Below are 17,413 nucleotides of genomic sequence, written 5' to 3'. Positions count from 1 at the left end.
ACCGCGTGGAGTGATTAAGGGCGCGGGGTCCGGAGCCTACTTCCATGCAGAATTCCTACTTGGGAAGTGCGCTCGCCTTCCTACTTCTGTCCTCGACATCGGCCCTCGCCCAAGAAGTGGCCAGTACCGAACTACCCGAACTTAGCGTTCAAGGCGCTTCGGCCGGCTCCCTCACGGTGCCGAGCATCGCGGCGCAACGCGCTACGGTGAATGCCACCGTCGGGTCCGTTGCCTTCGTCGATGCCAAGGATTTTCAGAACCGCTATGCCAACACGCTACGCGATGTTCTCAAAGATACGCCCGGTGTCTTTGTGCAGCAGCGTTATGGTCAGGAAATGCGCCTTTCCCTGCGCGGATCGGGCATCTCGCGCGGTTTTCACCTCCGCGGCATCGAGCTGCTTCAGGACGGATTTCCGGTGAATGCCGCCGATGGAAGCGGTGATTTCTACCAGATCGATCCCCTCGCCCTGCGCTCCGTCGAGGTCTACAAAGGCGGCAACGCCTTGACCTACGGCGCCACGACGCTCGGCGGGGCGATCAACTTCGTGACACCGACGGCGCAGACCGCCCTTGCGCCAAACGTCGTGCGCGTCGATGGCGGCAGCTTTGGTACGATCCGCGAGCATTTCCAGTTCTCGCGTTTATCAGGACCAGCCGATTTCCTCATCAGTGGTACGATCACCAATGCTGATGGGTTTCGGGATCACGAGGCCCAGCGGACGCAGAACTTCAACGCCAATCTCGGCTATCAGCTAGCCCCCGGTGTCGAAACGAGATTCTATGTTGGAGTTTACCTTACAGACCAGAAGCTCCCCGGCACCCTGAGCCTGTTCAACAGTCTGAAAAATCCGACCATCGCGAATCCTGGCGCCATCGCGGGCAATCAGTCCCGGAAGGTGGAGACTGAGCGCGTCGCCAACCGAACCTCGTTTGCCCTCGACGTCGGCAAGCTCGATATCGATACCTGGGCGATCCACAAGTCGCTCTACCATCCGATCTTTCAGGTCATCGACGAGGATGGCTGGACATACGGTATCTCACCTCACTGGGCCGGCACCTTCGACATCGCCGGCTACCGCAACGACACGATACTGGGTCTGCGCGCGTTTGCCGGGCAGAACTCGTCGCTTCGCTTCACCAATCTTGCCGGTCAGCGGGGCGCGCAGACTCTGAATGCGCTGCAAAGTTCATCGAATTACGAGGCTTACGGTGAGAACCGCTTCTGGTTCCTGCCTGATGTCGCGCTGATGACGGGCGCGAAGGCCTTCTCGTCGAACCGGACCTATAGTGACAAGGGCGGCTTCAGCTCGAACTCCGGCGCCAAATTTGACAACCAGACCTATCAGGGCGTCAACCCGAAACTTGGTGTGATCTGGCAGCCTGTGCCGGATGTCCAGGTCTTCGCCGACATCACACGTTCACGCGATGTGCCCGACTTCACTGATCTGACCCAGACCATCGGGGTAACGACGCAGTTCGTGCCGCTTCAGGCTCAACGCGCCTGGACTTACGAAGCAGGCACGCGCGGCCGGCTCGATGGGATTGCCTGGGACGTGACGCTCTATCGGTCGGAAGTTCGGGATGAGCTAGTCAATTTCAGCGTCAATCCGGGACTGAACATTCCGGCAGCTACGTTCAATTCACCGCGTACGATCCACCAGGGTGTCGAGGCGGCAATGACCCTCGACCTCGTTCGCGACGTCACCGGCAGTGGCGACCGTATCTCGGCTTCGCAGATCTGGACGCATAACGACTTTCGCTTCGTAAGCGACCCACAATTCGGAGACAACCGCATCGCCGGAATCCCGCAGGACGTGTTGCGGAGCGTCGTGACCTACACCCATCCGAGCGGTTTTCACCTGAGCCCATCAGTCGATTGGGTACCGCGCGGAGCTTTCGCGGATCATGCCAACACCCTTCAGGTGCCCGGCTACACCCTCGTCAACGTCCAGGCCGGTTTTGACTTTGCCAACGGAGTTTCGCTGTTCCTGGATGCGAGAAACCTGGGGGATATCCGATATGTCTCTGACATTTCGGTGTTGAACGACGCGGCCGCGATGGGCGGCAATCCGATCGCGTTCTATCCCGGCACCGGCCGCAGCGTATTCGGGGGGATCCGCGCCTCGTTTTGACGGCAGGTCGAATGAAGCCGCCTATTCACGCCAGCAGAAGGGCGTTTGATATCGGCACTTTTCTTCGATCGACCGGCGCCGTTATGGCGACACTTCCCGGACCACCGCTCGCCCGAGCGTCGGGTGTCCGGGAAGGGAGAGAGGCAGCCTAATACAATCCGCCTGCCTGCGCCGCACGGTCTGCATCCGCAGGCGCTGCAGCGGGCGCGGAAGGTGCCGCCACATAAGCGTCCGGCGGGGCAGTGCCCGGCTTGAAGGCTTCGAGGATCGTACCTGAACCCTCGCCCGAGCCGGCGCGCATGCCGGAGGCGACATTGACGCGGATCAGCTTGATCCCCGGAGGCACGCGGAAGGGGGTCGGTGGCTTGTCTTTGAGAGCCTGCTTGAGGAAGTCGAGCGCGATGGGCGCCGACAACCCGCCGCCGGTGGCCCGGTCGCCGAGTGAGCGAGGCTTGTCGAAGCCGAGATAGACACCGACCGCGAGATCCGGCGAGAAGCCCACGAACCACGCATCCTTGGCGTCGTTCGTCGTTCCGGTCTTACCGGCCAGGGGCTTCCCAACCTGTTTCAGGATCGTCGCCGTGCCGCGCTGGACCACACCCTCCATGATGGAGACCATCTGGTAAGCCGTCAGCGGATCGAGGACCTGCTCCGAATCGTCCACGAGCTTGGGCTCATCCTGGCCGGACCACTTCTCGGCATCGCAGCCAAGGCACTTACGGTTGTCGTGCTTATAGATGGTCTCGCCGACGCGGTCCTGAATCCGGTCGATCAAGGTCGGACGGATGCGGCGGCCACCATTGGCCAGCATGGAATAGGCCGTGACCATACGCATGACCGTGGTCTCGCCGGCCCCAAGGGACATCGGCAGGACAGGGAGCATGTCGTCATAGACGCCGAAGCGGCGGGCATATTCGGCGATGAGCGGCATGCCGACATCCTTGGCCAGCCGCACGGTCATCAGGTTCTTCGAATGCTCGATGCCGTAGCGCAGCGTGTGCGGACCACCCGACTTGCCGTCATAGTTCGAGGGCGACCACGCTTCCTGGCCTGGTCCAGCCTCGATGGTGATCGGTGAATCCTGCACGATCGAGGACGGGGTGTAACCATTGTCCAGGGCCGCCGAGTAGACGATCGGCTTGAACGAAGAGCCCGGCTGGCGCTGGGCCTGTGTCGCTCGGTTGAACTGGCTCTCGTCATAGGAGAAGCCGCCGACCATGGCGTGGACGCGCCCGGTGAACGGGTCCATCGCGACGATGGCACCAGAGATTTCTGGGCGCTGACGGAGGCGATATTGTCCGCGACCGCCGTCTATAGCTTCGACATAAATGACATCACCGGCGTTCAGCGCGGCCGAGGGTGAGCGACCGGTCCAACGAGTACCGTCAGCGGCGATTGTTCCGGTCTCGCGCTCCTTCGAGACTTGGCCAGAGGCTTCGCGGCGGGGCTGAAGACCGATCTGCGCGACGCCGCCCGTGGTGCTCAGGACGACGGCAAGCCGCCATGGCTGCACGTCGCCAAGGCCCGGAACTTCCGCTACGGCGAGGCCCCAATCACGACCGACGAGATCGACCTTGGCCTGCGCACCGCGCCAGCCATGCGACTGGTCGTATCGGATAAGGCCGTCCACCAGTGCCTTGCGCGCCCAGGCCTGCATCTTTGGATCGAGGGTCGCGCGTACGGAGAGGCCACCCTCATACAGCTTCTTCTCGCCGTAGCGCTCGGTGATCTCTCGCCGGACCTCTTCGGTGAAGTAGTTGGCGTTCGCCGCGTTGGCAAAGGCCACGCGCGGGTTCACGCCCAGCGGCATCTTGCGGGCAGCCTCACCTTCTTCCTTGGTGATGTACCCGTTCTGGGCCATCAGGCCGATGATCTCGTTGCGGCGGTCGAGGGCCTTCTGGGTCTGACGGTAGGGGTGGTAGTTGTTCGGGCCCTTCGGCAAAGCGGCGAGATAAGCGGCCTCGTTGATGGTCAGTTCGTGGACGGACTTGCCGAAATAATCGAGCGCCGCGGCGGCAACCCCGTGTAGGTTGCGACCGGGCACGATGGTGCCGAGGAAGATTTCGTTCAGATAGAGTTCGAGGATCTTGTCCTTCGAATAGGTCGATTCGATCCGAAGCGCGATCAGCGCCTCCTTGATCTTGCGGTCGAAGGTCTGCTCGTTGGTGAGCAGGAAGTTCTTCGCCACCTGCTGTGTGATGGTCGAGGCGCCCTGCTTTTTGCCGCTCTTGGCATTGGTCAGAATTGCGCGAACGACACCTTCGGGGTCGATGCCGCCATGCTTATAGAAATTCTTGTCCTCGGCCGAGAGGAAGGCCGCCACCACGACCTTCGGCATCGCCTGGATCGGTAGGTAGAGACGGCGCTCGTTGGCATATTCGGCGAGCAGGCTGCCATCCGCCGCGTGGACGCGGCTCATCACCGGCGGCTCGTAATTGGCGAGCGCGGCGTGGTCGGGCAGGTCCTGGCTGTAGGTGTAGTAAAAATACGCCCCGGCTGCGGATAGCAGTACGAACAGCATCGCACCGATGCTGAACAGGAAGCCGAAGAAACGAAGGATGAAGCGCATCCGGGTCCCGTCCGTCGATGATCTGCCGCTGCCGGTCCGGCCGAGAGGCGAGGATGACCGAGACCTCGATTATCCCGGAAAGGCAAGAGTGACGCGACGACCCGTGATCGACCGGAGGCGGTGGAACGCCTGTTCCGAGGCCGGGGCGCCGTGAGCCCCGGTTTCACACCGTATCTATGGTGAAACTGGGGCGATTGCCGCAGAGCGGCGCGGCGGCACAGGCCGGGTCAGCGAAGTGCGGTTGGCAAAGAACGCGTCGATCGCCTTCGCCATGCCCCCGGTGACGTCAGCGCGCCAAGCTTCGGATTGAAGCATCTCAAGGTCGCGCTTGCTCGACAGGTAGCCGAGCTCAACCAGCACCGAAGGCACGTCGGGCGAGCGTAGGACCACGAAGCCGGCCTCACGATGAGGCTTGTTGCTCAGCTCCATCACGGGGCTGAGATAGGACATCAGCCCTTTGGCGAAGCCCGACGAGAAGGTCCGCGTCTCGCGCAGGGTCAGTTCCTGGAGGATGTCGGCGATGTGGCCGGGGCCTTCGCTGGAATCCGTGCCGGCGGTCGAATCCGCCTTGTTCTCACGCTCAGCGAGCTTGGCCGATTCGGCGTCAGTGGCTTTCTCGGAGCCGGTATAGATGGTGGCGCCACGCACCTGCGGCGCGGAGGAAATGGAATCGGCGTGAATCGAGACGAAGAGGTCGGCGCTCGCCTCGCGGGCGATCCGCACGCGCTCTGACAGCGGCACGAACACGTCACGATCTCTGGTCATCCGGACACGGTAACGGCCGGAGGCTTCGAGCTTCCCAACCAGAGCCTGGGCGAAGCCGAAGACGATGTCCTTTTCAAAAACACCGCTGGCGGCGATAGCGCCCGGATCGATTCCGCCATGGCCAGCATCGATCATGATGAGTGGTCGGGAATCGGTGGGCTCCGCCACGGCTTCCTTCCGGCTCGGTGGAGACGGGTCGTTGGAAACGGCGGCACGGCGGAAGGCGTCGCGGTCGGCTTTCTGGAACTCGACCGTGAGCAGAATGGCGCCGTCACGCGTACGTGTCGTCGTCTCGATTCGTCCGACTGTAGCTGGCTGCGCGAGATCGACGACGATGCGGGAGCGTCCGGGCGCAAACAGGCCGTAGCGGAACGAGGAAACCAAGCCTTCGCGGCGGCGTCCAGTTTCCGGTCCAAGCTGAAAGTTCACTTCCGCGAGGTCGATGACCGCCCGGTCCGGCCGCTCCATAACGAAGACGCGTGCTTCGGTGGGCTTTGACAATGTCAGGGTCAGCTTCGTCGAGCCGCCCGAACCAGCGGAAAGGTCGGCGGCGATGGCGACCGCCGATTGTTGGCTGGATACCGCTGGGCTGGTTCGCAGACCGTCCTGGGCCACGACCGGAACGGCCGCCGCGACGACACACAGAATCAATGCGGAACGGAGCAGGCGAGCGAGAGGCAGCATCGGTCCGGCAGTCGTTGTCCTGGAACCATAAGGTCCTTCGGAAGCGCGAGCGTTGGTTAAGGGATACGATCGGGATGGTTAACCGTTCCTATCGTCCCTGATTCGCAAAGTGGCTAGGATGGTGCCGTGGGGCGACAGGTGCGAGCCGGATGCCGCGCACCCGACCACGGCGGCAAAGTTGAGACGGCGGCTGCGTTGCTGCTTGCCAAGCGCCCGCGACGATCTGTAATGGTAATGTCCCTTCCTGGGTGCCGTGCGGTCGTCACCGTGGCCCGCGGGTGCGTCATGGCCTTTCGCCGCGGCGCCTCGCAGTCGGCTCTCCGCGTCAAGTTCGCCGGTAACTTCAATCCGGGTGGGTATCGGTGCATGCGGCGATTGTTTCGCCGAAGCGCCGTTCTTGAAATCAGCGGCCGGCGATTGCTCGGCTTCAAATTATTCGTGAGGTCAGGGAGCGGATGGGCGGACGCACAGCATCGGTTGCCGTTGCTCGTGTTCAAAGCGTACGCGTTTCGCGTGGCGCCGGTTCCCCGTCGGCCTTGGCCAGGCTCAACCCCAGTCGCGCCGATCACCGGCGCCTAGCGGCGGTTGACGGCAATCCCTTCCCTAAAGCCCCCTTGGCCCGCTTCTGTGGGCCTAAGCGTGCTCTCCCCTCGACGGCCGATGGGCCGGGATCGGGCAGCGCTTCGCCGGGACAATTCGGCTGCAGAAGGACGACGTCGACCGCCATGAAAGTTCGTCATGGCCAACAACAACAAGATGCTCATCGATGCGATGCACCCGGAAGAGACCCGGGTCGTCACGGTGCATGGTTCCCGGGTTGAGGAGTTCGACTTCGAGGCGGCGAACCGCCGGCAGCTTCGGGGCAATATCTACCTCGCGAAGGTGACCCGAGTGGAGCCATCGCTCCAGGCGGCGTTCATCGAATATGGCGGTAACCGCCACGGCTTCCTCGCCTTCAGTGAGATTCATCCCGACTATTACCAGATCCCCCTCGCGGATCGTCAGGCACTGTTGGAAGACGAGGCGCGGGACGCCGAGGAGCATCGCGAGCGTGAGGAGCGCAAGCCACGCCGGCGCTCGCGCGGTCGCCGCGCTGAAGCCGCATCCGCCAAGACCAGCGATACGGTGAGCGTCGAGGACGTGTCCGAGGCCGTCGCGGCGCGTTCTTCCGACGACGCGACGCCGCAGGATCACACACCGCAGAACAACGAATCGGGTGAACATCCCATTGTGCCCGAGGCTGTCGGGACGCCTGATTCTGTCGTGTCCTCGGAGAATGCCGTCGACGAGTCTGTGAAGGACGAGGCCACTTCAGCCGATCCCGTCGCGCCTGACGCCACTTTCATCGAGCGCGGTTCGGACGCGTCGTCGGACCTGCCACCCGCATCCCTCGAAGGCGAGGCTGCTGCTCCCGTCGAGGCCCCTGCCCTCAACTTGGAGAGGACGGCTCCCTCAGAGGATGCTGTTGAAGAGCCGTCGCCTGAAGCCCATCCGGATGCCTCGGTTGCCGAAGACGAGACCGATGAGGACGACGATTCCGATGAAGACGAATCGGATGAGGACGATGATACGGACGACGAGGACGACTCCGATGACGAAGATTCGGACGACGAGCATGAAGGCGAGGATGGCGAGCACAAGATCGCCCAGGTAGGTGGCAACGGCGACGCGTTGGCCGAGATCCCCGAGCGGCCGCGCACCTATCGCCGTCATTATAAGATCCAGGAGGTCATCAAGCGTCGCCAGATCATCCTGGTTCAGGTCGTCAAGGAAGAGCGCGGCACCAAAGGCGCGGCGCTCACCACGTACTTGTCGCTGGCGGGTCGGTACTCGGTGCTGATGCCCAATACCGGTCGTGGTGGCGGCATATCCCGCAAGATCACTTCGGCAGCGGACCGTAAGCGCCTCAAGGAAGTCGCTCAGGATCTCGAAGTGCCGGAGGGCATGGGCGTAATCCTTCGCACCGCCGGTGCGTCTCGGACCAAGCCCGAGATCAAGCGCGATTTCGAGTATCTGATGCGCCTTTGGGAGAGCGTTCGCGAATTGACGCTGTCCTCATCCGCGCCGGCTCTGGTCTATGAGGAAGGCTCACTGATCAAACGCGCGATCCGCGACCTCTATAACAAGGATATCGACGATATCCTTGTGGCTGGCGACGAGGCCTACCGCGAAGCACGCGACTTCATGCGCATGCTGATGCCGGGCCAGTCCAAGGTGGTGCAGCCCTACCGGGACGCGACGCCGATCTTTGCGCGCCACGGTGTCGAGCAACAGCTCGACGCGATGTTCTCGACCCATGTCACACTCAAATCCGGCGGCTACCTCGTCATCAATCCGACGGAGGCGCTCGTCTCCATCGACGTGAATTCGGGCCGTTCGACCCGCGAGCACGACATTGAGGATACGGCGCTCCGCACCAATCTGGAGGCGGCCGAGGAAGTCGCCCGCCAACTCCGTCTGCGCGACCTCGCTGGCCTCGTCGTCATCGACTTCATCGACATGGAGGAGAAGCGCAACAACCGCGCTGTCGAGAAGAAGCTGAACGATTGTCTGAAAAACGATCGCGCCCGTATCCAAGTCGGTCGGATCTCGCCGTTCGGTCTGCTTGAAATGAGCCGCCAGCGCATTCGCACCGGCATGCTCGAGAGTTCGTCGCTCCCATGTGTCCATTGCGGCGGTTCGGGCTACGTCCGGGCTACGGCATCGGTTGCCCTGCAAATCCTGCGCGCCATTGAGGAATCGCTCCTCAAGAGCACGACGCACAACCTTATCCTGCGTACCCGTACCGAGGTGGCGCTCTACATCCTCAACCAGAAGCGCGCGCATCTGCGCGAGCTGGAGATCCGCTTCGGCGTCAGCGTTACCATTGCTGCAGACGAGCGCTTGGCCGCCACGTCCGCGTTCCAGCTCGATCGAGGTGAGCCGGCGATCCGAAGCGAGGGGCCCGCAACCGGTATACGCGCCGTGGCGATTTCGCCCCAGGTGGATACCGACGACGATTTCGACGGCGACGAGGAAGAAGAGACCGTCGTCGAGGCCGAGGCTGAGGCGTCCGAGGTTGACGGTTCGCGTGAGAATTCGAGTGACGGCAATGGCGAGGGGCGCTCCGGTGGCCGCCGCCGCCGTCGGCGCCGTCGGGGCGGTCGTCACGAGACCGGTGAATCGACGGGTGAGCACTCCGCTAGCGGCGATGATCATTCCGGTGACGGTGACGCCGATGGAGAGAGTCAAGATCCAGACGATCAGGCCGGCGAGGCTCAGGACAATACGGCTCTCGAGAATGCGGCCGACGAGATCGTCGTTGGGGATGCTCCGGACAGCGAGACGACGCCCCGCTCCGAACTGTCAGAAGACGAAGGCGCTGGCCGCCGGCGTCGCCGCGGACGCAGGGGTGGACGCGGTCGGGATCGTAACGAGAGCCGCCCGCGCGACGATGCCGATGAGGAGCGGAACGCTTCAGACCCCGTCCAAGAGGGGACTCCGGTTTCGGTCGATCTTCCGCCAGATGCATCGGAAGCGGCACTCGTACCTGTTTCGGTGGACCTGCCTATTGCTGACGAACCCTCGCTCAAGCCAATCGAGGCGGCGACTCCCGAGGCCCCGGACAACCTTCACGATACGTCTACATCGGACTTGTCCCCTGAGCCGGCTCCGGCGCCAATTCCTGCTCCCGAGCCGGTAGCGGTGGTGCTGACGCCGATTGATCCCGATCGTCCGAAGCGCGCCGGATGGTGGTCGCGGACCAAGGCTGCGCTCACAGGCGAATAATCCAACCTCCGACGCCGAGCGAACCAAAATGGGCCGCATCCTAACTGGATGCGGCCCATTTCATTTCCGGCTCCGTGTGCACCGTGCGAGACCACCGCGCGCGACTGGCCACTCCGCCTCATTGCAGATGAAGGTTCTTAGCGACGGCGATACTTATCGTGCATTTCAAGTATATTTCTTGCGCATATTGCACTTGTATTCGTCTATTTTCGGATTTTTCAATAGGGCCCATGTGATTGGTGGGCTCTGTTGCAGCAAAGTCATTTTTCTCAAAGGCGTAGTCCCTTAAGGACAAGCTTGAGTTAGGGGCGAAAGAGATGACGTCAGAAAAGACAGTCATCATCCCAGCCTTCACTGGCGCTAGAAAACCGAGCTGTTTGCACGTCGATCTAGAAGCCAGGGGGATCTCATTGAAATGGGGTTTGTGTCGCCACAGCCCCTTCGGCGACCACTAGAAGGATCGGGCCATGCGCCGTTTGTACACATCACTCCTGGCCTTCAGTACGCTTGCGAGCGTCGCTGTCTCGCCGACGATTGCAGCCGATCTTTCCGTACCCAAAGTCATGCCGGTCGAGGCGAAGGCTGCCGATCCACTGATCGGCTTCTCGTTCGGCTCTCGCTACCAGACGGATTATAACTTCCGCGGTGTGTCGCAATCGAACCTGCAGGGCAGCTACCAGACCTTTTTCGAAGCACAGTTCTTGAACAACTTCGCCTATGCGGGTTTCGCGACTTATCAGACCCGCCTGCCGACGCGACCAGACATGGAGTTCGATCTGATTGCCGGTATTCGCCCGACCTTCGGTAAGTTCGCCTTCGATCTCGGTATTCTGTACTATTTCTACCCGAACGAGCAGCAGGTCGTCCTGCCCGGCGGTACGGCGTTCTCCACCAAGAACTCTGATTTCTACGAAGCCGCTGGAAAGATGCTGTACACGGCGACGGATTCGCTGACGCTCGGTACGAATGTATTCTTCTCGCCGAACTTCTTCGGCACGCACGCCATCAGCACCTATGCTTCGGGTACTGCCGCTTACGCGCTGCCCGCCTCACTTTTCCCTTTCCTGCCTGAAGCCTATGCAGGCGGGTTCTCGCTGTCGTCAGAACTCGGCTACTTTTTCCTCGGTGCTGCAAAGAACTCCGCTACCGGATTCAACGCGGATATGGGGCGGTTCAACTCGATCAACCTGCCCAGTTACCTCTATGGGAACGTCGGCCTGTCCTACACCTACAAGAACATCGTTCTCGACGTACGCTACCACAACACCGATCTTACCAAGACCGAATGCGCCGTCTTCAGCGGCGACTTCCGCCAGGTTACCAATGGCGGGACCTCGAAATGGTGCGGTGACGCGGTGATTGGTTCGATCACGTTCCAGACCTCCACGGCGGCCCCGGGCATCTATGCCGAGCCGGGCGGATTCCTGAACCTGTTCCGCTAAGCGCGGCGCTCAGATACAAAAAATTGGCCCCGGAGCGCTTCGGAGCCATTCTCATGTCGATGGCCAAAAGCCTTCAACCGAGCCAAGCCTTCAGGCGACGAACCGCCTCTACGCAATCCCGTTCGGACCCCGCGAAGGAGAACCGCACATGGTGGCTTCCCTCCGCGGCGTCGAAATCAAGTCCCGGGGTCGCGGCCACACCGGATTGCTCCAGCATCCGGCGACAGAAGGACGATGCGTCGTCGGTGAGGTTGGCGACGTCGGCATAGAGGTAGAAGGCGCCATCGGCCGGATGGGTACTTCCCAGGCCGAGGGAGGGAAACGCGTCGAGCAACAATGCCCGGTTGGCGGCATAGCCGAGGCGAATCGTCTCCGCCTCTTCCATCGCGTCGAAGGAAGCCAACGCCGCCACCTGCGACAGGTAGGGCGCGGAGATGTAGAGATTCTGCGCTAATCGCTCGACGGGACGAGCTAGCCAAGGCGGAACCACCATCCAGCCAATGCGCCAGCCGGTCATGCAAAAGGTCTTCGAGAACGAGTTGATGACGATGGCATCGTCATCGAACTTCAGTGCGGTTTCGGTGGGCATACCGTAGCTGAGACCGTGGTAGATTTCGTCCGAAATGAAAGGCAGCCCCAAGTCGCGGGCCGTGGCGCAGAGTTCCGCGAGCCGGGCAGGCTCGATGACCGTGCCGGACGGGTTGGCGGGACTCATCACCAGGATGCCGGAAAGTGAGTCGCGACGATGCATGGTGCGCAGAGCCTCACTCGTTGGAGCGAAGCGGTCTTCGTCCCGCAGCGTCATAGGCACCGGAACGAGATCCAATGCGTGGAGAATGCTGCGATAAGCGGGATAGCCCGGTTGTGGCACCGCAACGCGCGCGCCTGCATCGAACAGTCCGAGAAAAGCCAGCACGAAGCCGGCTGAGGAGCCGCTGGTGACGACGATCCGATTGGGTGACACCGTGACACCATAGGTGTCGCGATAATGCCGGGCGATGCGCTCGCGCAGGGCCGGAATCCCACAGGCATCGGTATAAGGCAGCCTGCCGGTTTCCAAAGCACGCTGTGCAGCCTCGATCACACGACGCGGCGCGGGAGCCGAAGGCTGGCCAATTTCCATATGGATCACGCCGTCACCCTGCCTGTCACGCAGAGCAGCGGCGGCCATGATGTCCATAGCGAGAAAGGGCGCTACGCGGCTTGCGCGCAGTGAGGCTCTTGCGGCAATGCTGCTGTCGGGGCGATCGGCGGCTGACGTCATGGTGCTGGCTTACTCCCCTCCGCCCTTCTCTTCCAGGCAGCTTACCCATTCCTCGCCGCCACGGATTATGGCGCATCGGGCGATGCGATTGACCCGCCGCCGCGAAAACGCCTAACCCGGCGACTAACGACCGGTCGTCCCGAGCCGGATCACGGCCGACGGGACGCGACCCCGCGAGGATCAATGCGCCTGCTTCGCCACTTTATTTCGTCCGTCGCCCTCGCTGGCGCTCTGACCTCCGGCGTTTCGAACGCTAATGCGCAGGCGCCGGCTCCCGCTCAGATGGCCCCGGCTTCGGCTGCAGCCTTCACCGATGTGCAGCGCCAGGCGATCGAGGCGATCATCAAGGATTACCTCGTCAAGAATCCCGATGTTTTGCAAGAGGCCATCGCCGAGGGCGAGCGCCGCCAGCAGGAGACACAGAAGCTGGCCCAGGCCGCCGCGCTGAAGGAATCCCGCGAGGCCCTCGTGAACTCGCCGCACGGCGTAGTGGTCGGCAATCCGTCCGGCGACGTCACCCTGGTTGAGTTCTTCGACTATAATTGCGGCTATTGCCGAAAGGCGCTCGCCGACATCCAGACCTTGGTGAAGGGGGATCCCAAGCTGCGGGTCGTGCTGAAGGATTTCCCCGTCCTCGGAGCGGAATCACTGGAAGCCAGCAAGATCTCGCTGGCGGCCAAGCAGCAGCTCAAGGGCGAGAAGCTGTTCGAGTTCCACGTCAAGCTCCTGGAGAGCAAGGGGCGGGTCAACGGCGAGCGCGCGGTTGCGCTTGCCAAGGATATGGGTCTCGACATCGCCAAGCTGCAGAAGGATGCACAGGGAGCGGAAGTGAAGGCGGCGCTGGCAGAGAATGTCGGCCTCGGCGACAAGCTCGGTCTCTCCGGTACGCCGGCCTTCATCATCGGTGAGGAGATCATCCCCGGTGCCGTGGGCGTGGAGCCGATCCGCAAGACCATCAGCGATATCCGGCAATGCGGCCACGCGAGCTGCTGAGGCGCATCATGCCCGGCGATTGCCCGGGCAATGCATCTGTCGCTTCCGGCGGCGATCGTCTAGGACCACCGCCCCGGCTCATTGGTGCGGCCGGCGCTTCGAACGCGATGTCATGATCCCGATCCACGTCCTTCATGGACCGAACCTCAACCTCCTGGGACGCCGCGAGCCAGGCATCTACGGGACCGCCACGCTCGACGACATCGAGCGCGACCTACGCGCGCGCGCCGAAACCCTCGGCGTCATGTTGACCGTCCGCCAGACCAACCACGAGGGCGAACTGGTCGGTTTCGTGCAGGAGGCGGGCCTTGTGGGCGCCGGGGTGCTTATCAACGCCGCCGCCTACACCCATACCTCCGTCGCCCTACGCGATGCGATCGCCGGCAGTGGTGCCATCGCGGTTGAGGTGCATCTCTCGAACGTGCATGCGCGCGAGGCCTTCAGGCATGTTTCGCTCATCGCACCGGTCTGCGCTGGAATCGTCTGCGGTTTCGGTCCGCACAGCTACGGTCTGGGTCTGGAAGCCCTGGTGCGGTTGCTCCAGGCTCGCTTGCCGTCTCTCCCTTCTCTCCTGTCCGATGCTTCGTCGGACGCCAACTCTCAAGACTGACCGGAATGGCCAAGGTGCCGATGCCTAAGAACGAACCTTTCGATCCCGAGCTCGTACGCGAACTCGCCAAACTCGTGACCGAGACGGATCTGACCGAAATCGAGGTGGAGAAGGGTGACCTGCGCATCCGCGTGGTCCGTCGGATCGAGCCCGTCCACGTTCAGGTGGCTGCTCCCGCCCCTGCACTGGCGATGTCGGCTCCCGCGGCGGCTGCGGCGCCTGTCGCCGGCCCCGGCACCGCCGGTGATCGTACCAAGGCCGGGGCGGGACACCCCGGAGCCGTACCCTCGCCAATGGTCGGTACCGCGTATCGTCGACCCTCCCCGGATGCCAAGGCCTTCGTCGATATCGGCTCAACAGTCGCAGCTGGCGAGAAGCTCCTTCTGATCGAGGCCATGAAGACGTTCAATGAGATCGTCGCCCCCCGCGCCGGAACGGTGACCGCGATCTTCTTCGAGGATGGGCAGCCGGTCGAGTTCGGCGAACCTCTCCTCGTCATCGAGTGATTGCGCGTCCCATGTTTGAAAAGATCCTGATCGCCAATCGCGGCGAGATCGCACTTCGCGTCCTTCGCGCGGCCAAGGAACTCGGGATCGCCACCGTAGCGGTGCATTCCACAGCTGATGCCGATGCGATGCATGTGCGGCTTGCCGACGAAAGCGTGTGCATCGGGCCCCCGTCGGCCCGGGACAGCTACCTCAACATTCCGTCAATCATCGCCGCCTGCGAGATCACGGGGGCGGATGCGGTGCACCCGGGCTACGGATTCCTGTCGGAGAACGCCCGCTTCGCCGAGGTGCTGGCGCACCACAATATTGGTTTCATCGGCCCCAAGGCGGAGCATATCCGCATCATGGGTGACAAGATCGAGGCCAAACGAACGGCAAAGCGTCTGGGCATCCCTTGTGTGCCGGGCTCCGAGGGTGGGGTCGACGATCCGGTAGAAGCCAAGCGGATCGCGGCCGAGATCGGATATCCCGTGCTGGTGAAGGCCGCCTCCGGTGGGGGGGGGCGCGGTATGAAGGTGGCTCGGACGGAGGCCGATCTCGAGCAGGCCCTCGATATGGCGCGCACCGAAGCGAAGGCGGCTTTCGGTGACGATGCGGTCTATCTCGAGAAGTATCTCGAGAAGCCGCGCCATATCGAAGTTCAGGTTCTTGGTGATGGCCGAGGCCGGGCCGTCCACCTCGCGGAGCGCGATTGCTCGCTCCAACGGCGGCACCAGAAGGTCTGGGAAGAAGGCGGCTCGCCGGTGATCGACGAGGCGACTCGCGCCGAGATCGGCGGCATCTGCGCCAAGGCGATGCAGGAGCTCGAGTATATCGGCGCCGGCACCGTAGAATTCCTCTACGAGGATGGTCGCTTCTACTTCATCGAGATGAACACCCGCATCCAGGTCGAGCACCCGGTCACAGAGATGATTACGGGTGTCGATCTCGTGGCCGAGCAGATCCGTGTGGCCGCTGGCCTACCCCTCTCCGTGACACAGGACGACATCAAGGTGTCCGGGCATGCCATCGAGTGCCGGATCAATGCCGAACACCCGGCCACCTTTCGTCCATCGCCTGGTCTCATCACCTACTTCCATCCGCCGGGTGGACTCGGCGTCCGCGTCGATTCCGCCGCCTATCAGGGATATCGCATCCCGCCGAACTACGATTCCCTCATTGGGAAGCTTATCGTTCACGGGCGCACCCGCCAGGAATGCCTCATGCGCCTGCGTCGCGCCCTCGATGAGTTCGTTGTCGCTGGCGTCGACACCACGCTTCCGCTCTTTCGCACACTCGTGCGAAATCCGGAGGTCCTCGACGGAGCGTACGATATCCATTGGCTGGAGGGTTTTCTCGAAGCTGGCGGTCTCGCGGACGCCGCAGTCTGAAGAGGTTCTACAATCGGCTAAGCGGAACTGCTCCGCTAGAAGCTCGTTCTTTGGATGAACAGTTTCTCATTGTGCGCAATCGAGCGTGATTGTGCCACCGTGATGAGAACAGGAATCAGCAAGGACGAACTTCATGCGTATCGCAAAGCTCACTGTCGCCGCCATGCTTCTCGCAGCCTCCCCGGCTCTGGCGCAGTCACCTTCGGGTAACGTCTCGCAGCCGGAACGGGCCGTACCGCAGGCTGGCACGACCACAGGTGGGCCGCTCGACAACCCGTCGACGCGCGATATGCCGCCGGCCACGGGCAGCACGAGCCGTCCAGCCGGGGAGAACGGAATGTCGCCGGGTGCCGGCGCGGTCGATTCTGCGAAGGGCGGCAATGCCGATCAGACGAACAAAGGCATGGGGGCCAATACCGGCTCGACCTCCGGCGGCCCCGCCCGCTAATTGCACATAATTCCAAAGTGACGATACAGAACAGTCGGCCTCAACAGGTCGGCTGTTTTGTTTTGCTGGCCTCTGAAAGCGTAGGTCATTCTCGATTAGTGCGGATGAGCACGATGATGGATATTCCTACCTCCGTGATTTGGAAAGCGAGCTAGTCATTTTTTCTAAAAATCACTGCACTGGCGCCTATTAAGAGCAAAATACAGTTCTCTCTGGGGCATCCATAGCATGGCGGTCATCTGATCTGGTTTCTCACCCCCGGTGGGATGTGACACATCGCCGGCTCAATATCTCCGGAACGTCTTGGGTCGTCAGAGCTTATTCTACCAGTCCGGCCCGGCCAGCGCCTTTCTATTCTCACCAGGCAGCCACCGAGAGGCCGATTCTCTTCCTACCGACTGAGTTCCAATCATGCGCACCCTGACACTCGCCCTCGTGGCTGCTACCCTGAGCGCCACCGCCGTTCTGGCCCAGGCACCAACTGACTTTGTTGGTGCGTCCGACAGGATCGTACCGCTAGCGGGTACCAATGGTGTCGACGCAATCGATCGCCCGCCGGTCTACGGTACTTATCGCGATGCAGAAGGCCGTATCGACGTTGAGGACACAGGAAGTCTCCGCGGCGGTTCCTTCAACTCCAATCGTGAGGCCGTGTTCGAGGATTCTGCGAAGGGCGGTAATGCCGAGCAGAACCAGCGCTCCTACCCCAACCTTGGCACGACCTCGGGCGGCCCGGAATTCTAAGGTCGGTTCGTTTAAAACGTCAGTGGGCGGAGCGGAGGCTCCGCCCTTTTTCGTTGGGCGCGACGCTGGGTGACGTTATGTTGCTCTGGCTTTCGCGCGCGGGAGACGTCACATT

General features: G+C 62.3%; 12 protein-coding genes. 9 read left to right on the top strand and 3 right to left on the bottom strand.

Annotated elements, in window-relative coordinates; genetic code table 11:
* The first annotated feature begins 44 nt into the window (after window positions 1-44).
* Entirely contained in the window at window positions 45-2,132 is a 2,088-nt protein-coding gene (locus AC0IXR_RS05760) for a TonB-dependent receptor family protein (protein WP_471760037.1), read from the top strand.
* A gap of 148 nt (window positions 2,133-2,280) precedes the next feature.
* On the opposite strand, the gene AC0IXR_RS05755 is transcribed toward AC0IXR_RS05760, so the two are convergent.
* Together AC0IXR_RS05755 and AC0IXR_RS05750 are read right to left on the bottom strand one after the other, a co-directional pair.
* Window positions 2,281-4,701, bottom strand: a complete 2,421-nt coding sequence (locus AC0IXR_RS05755; protein WP_207412408.1) for a penicillin-binding protein 1A — start codon at window positions 4,699-4,701, stop codon at window positions 2,281-2,283.
* Window positions 4,702-4,875: 174 nt separating this feature from the next.
* Window positions 4,876-6,150, bottom strand: coding sequence for an N-acetylmuramoyl-L-alanine amidase (locus tag AC0IXR_RS05750; protein WP_471760035.1), 1,275 nt, complete (start codon window positions 6,148-6,150; stop codon window positions 4,876-4,878).
* A gap of 738 nt (window positions 6,151-6,888) precedes the next feature.
* Here AC0IXR_RS05750 and AC0IXR_RS05745 point away from each other — a divergent pair.
* Window positions 6,889-9,918 carry an Rne/Rng family ribonuclease gene (locus tag AC0IXR_RS05745; protein ID WP_471760033.1) on the top strand — a complete coding sequence of 1,010 codons (3,030 nt, stop codon included), beginning with the start codon at window positions 6,889-6,891 and terminating at the stop codon, window positions 9,916-9,918.
* A 467-nt stretch (window positions 9,919-10,385) separates the two neighbouring features.
* Complete coding sequence (locus AC0IXR_RS05740; protein WP_471760031.1) at window positions 10,386-11,360, top strand: TorF family putative porin; 975 nt, start codon at window positions 10,386-10,388, stop codon at window positions 11,358-11,360.
* Window positions 11,361-11,433: 73 nt separating this feature from the next.
* On the opposite strand, the gene AC0IXR_RS05735 is transcribed toward AC0IXR_RS05740, so the two are convergent.
* Window positions 11,434-12,624, bottom strand: a complete 1,191-nt coding sequence (locus tag AC0IXR_RS05735) for a pyridoxal phosphate-dependent aminotransferase (protein WP_471760029.1) — start codon at window positions 12,622-12,624, stop codon at window positions 11,434-11,436.
* Between the two features lie 183 nt (window positions 12,625-12,807).
* On the opposite strand from AC0IXR_RS05735, the gene AC0IXR_RS05730 reads away from it, so the two are divergent.
* From AC0IXR_RS05730 to AC0IXR_RS05705, 6 genes are all read left to right on the top strand, one after another.
* A complete protein-coding gene (locus AC0IXR_RS05730; protein ID WP_056430642.1) occupies window positions 12,808-13,617 on the top strand; it encodes a DsbA family protein in 810 nt (269 codons plus the stop codon).
* A gap of 112 nt (window positions 13,618-13,729) precedes the next feature.
* Window positions 13,730-14,227 (top strand): type II 3-dehydroquinate dehydratase, encoded by a 498-nt coding sequence (aroQ, locus tag AC0IXR_RS05725; protein ID WP_471760027.1) that lies wholly within the window; start codon window positions 13,730-13,732, stop codon window positions 14,225-14,227.
* A 20-nt stretch (window positions 14,228-14,247) separates the two neighbouring features.
* The gene (gene accB, locus AC0IXR_RS05720) at window positions 14,248-14,733 is read left to right on the top strand and encodes an acetyl-CoA carboxylase biotin carboxyl carrier protein (RefSeq protein ID WP_461229569.1); all 486 of its coding nucleotides are present in this window, start codon (window positions 14,248-14,250) and stop codon (window positions 14,731-14,733) included.
* A gap of 11 nt (window positions 14,734-14,744) precedes the next feature.
* Window positions 14,745-16,106, top strand: a complete 1,362-nt coding sequence (gene accC / locus AC0IXR_RS05715; RefSeq protein ID WP_056430648.1) for an acetyl-CoA carboxylase biotin carboxylase subunit — start codon at window positions 14,745-14,747, stop codon at window positions 16,104-16,106.
* Window positions 16,107-16,239: 133 nt separating this feature from the next.
* Window positions 16,240-16,554 carry a hypothetical protein gene (locus AC0IXR_RS05710; protein WP_056430650.1) on the top strand — a complete coding sequence of 105 codons (315 nt, stop codon included), beginning with the start codon at window positions 16,240-16,242 and terminating at the stop codon, window positions 16,552-16,554.
* A 411-nt stretch (window positions 16,555-16,965) separates the two neighbouring features.
* Complete coding sequence (locus AC0IXR_RS05705) at window positions 16,966-17,298, top strand: hypothetical protein (RefSeq protein ID WP_471760025.1); 333 nt, start codon at window positions 16,966-16,968, stop codon at window positions 17,296-17,298.
* Window positions 17,299-17,413: the final 115 nt, after the last annotated feature.

It is taken from the genome of Methylobacterium sp. AC832 (assembly GCF_979256025.1).
The sequence above is the reverse complement of the archived record's forward strand: the minus strand, read 5'-3'. Positions and strand labels throughout refer to the sequence as shown.

Excerpts from the sequence above, each read along its gene's own strand:
- AC0IXR_RS05760 (WP_471760037.1), top strand. The coding sequence starts at position 45 with ATGCAGAATTCCTACTTGGGAAGTGCGCTCGCCTTCCTACTTCTGTCC.
- AC0IXR_RS05755 (WP_207412408.1), bottom strand. The coding sequence starts at position 4,701 with ATGCGCTTCATCCTTCGTTTCTTCGGCTTCCTGTTCAGCATCGGTGCG.
- AC0IXR_RS05750 (WP_471760035.1), bottom strand. The coding sequence starts at position 6,150 with ATGCTGCCTCTCGCTCGCCTGCTCCGTTCCGCATTGATTCTGTGTGTC.
- AC0IXR_RS05745 (WP_471760033.1), top strand. The coding sequence starts at position 6,889 with ATGGCCAACAACAACAAGATGCTCATCGATGCGATGCACCCGGAAGAG.
- AC0IXR_RS05740 (WP_471760031.1), top strand. The coding sequence starts at position 10,386 with ATGCGCCGTTTGTACACATCACTCCTGGCCTTCAGTACGCTTGCGAGC.
- AC0IXR_RS05735 (WP_471760029.1), bottom strand. The coding sequence starts at position 12,624 with ATGACGTCAGCCGCCGATCGCCCCGACAGCAGCATTGCCGCAAGAGCC.
- AC0IXR_RS05730 (WP_056430642.1), top strand. The coding sequence starts at position 12,808 with ATGCGCCTGCTTCGCCACTTTATTTCGTCCGTCGCCCTCGCTGGCGCT.
- aroQ (WP_471760027.1), top strand. The coding sequence starts at position 13,730 with ATGATCCCGATCCACGTCCTTCATGGACCGAACCTCAACCTCCTGGGA.
- accB (WP_461229569.1), top strand. The coding sequence starts at position 14,248 with ATGCCTAAGAACGAACCTTTCGATCCCGAGCTCGTACGCGAACTCGCC.
- accC (WP_056430648.1), top strand. The coding sequence starts at position 14,745 with ATGTTTGAAAAGATCCTGATCGCCAATCGCGGCGAGATCGCACTTCGC.
- AC0IXR_RS05710 (WP_056430650.1), top strand. The coding sequence starts at position 16,240 with ATGCGTATCGCAAAGCTCACTGTCGCCGCCATGCTTCTCGCAGCCTCC.
- AC0IXR_RS05705 (WP_471760025.1), top strand. The coding sequence starts at position 16,966 with ATGCGCACCCTGACACTCGCCCTCGTGGCTGCTACCCTGAGCGCCACC.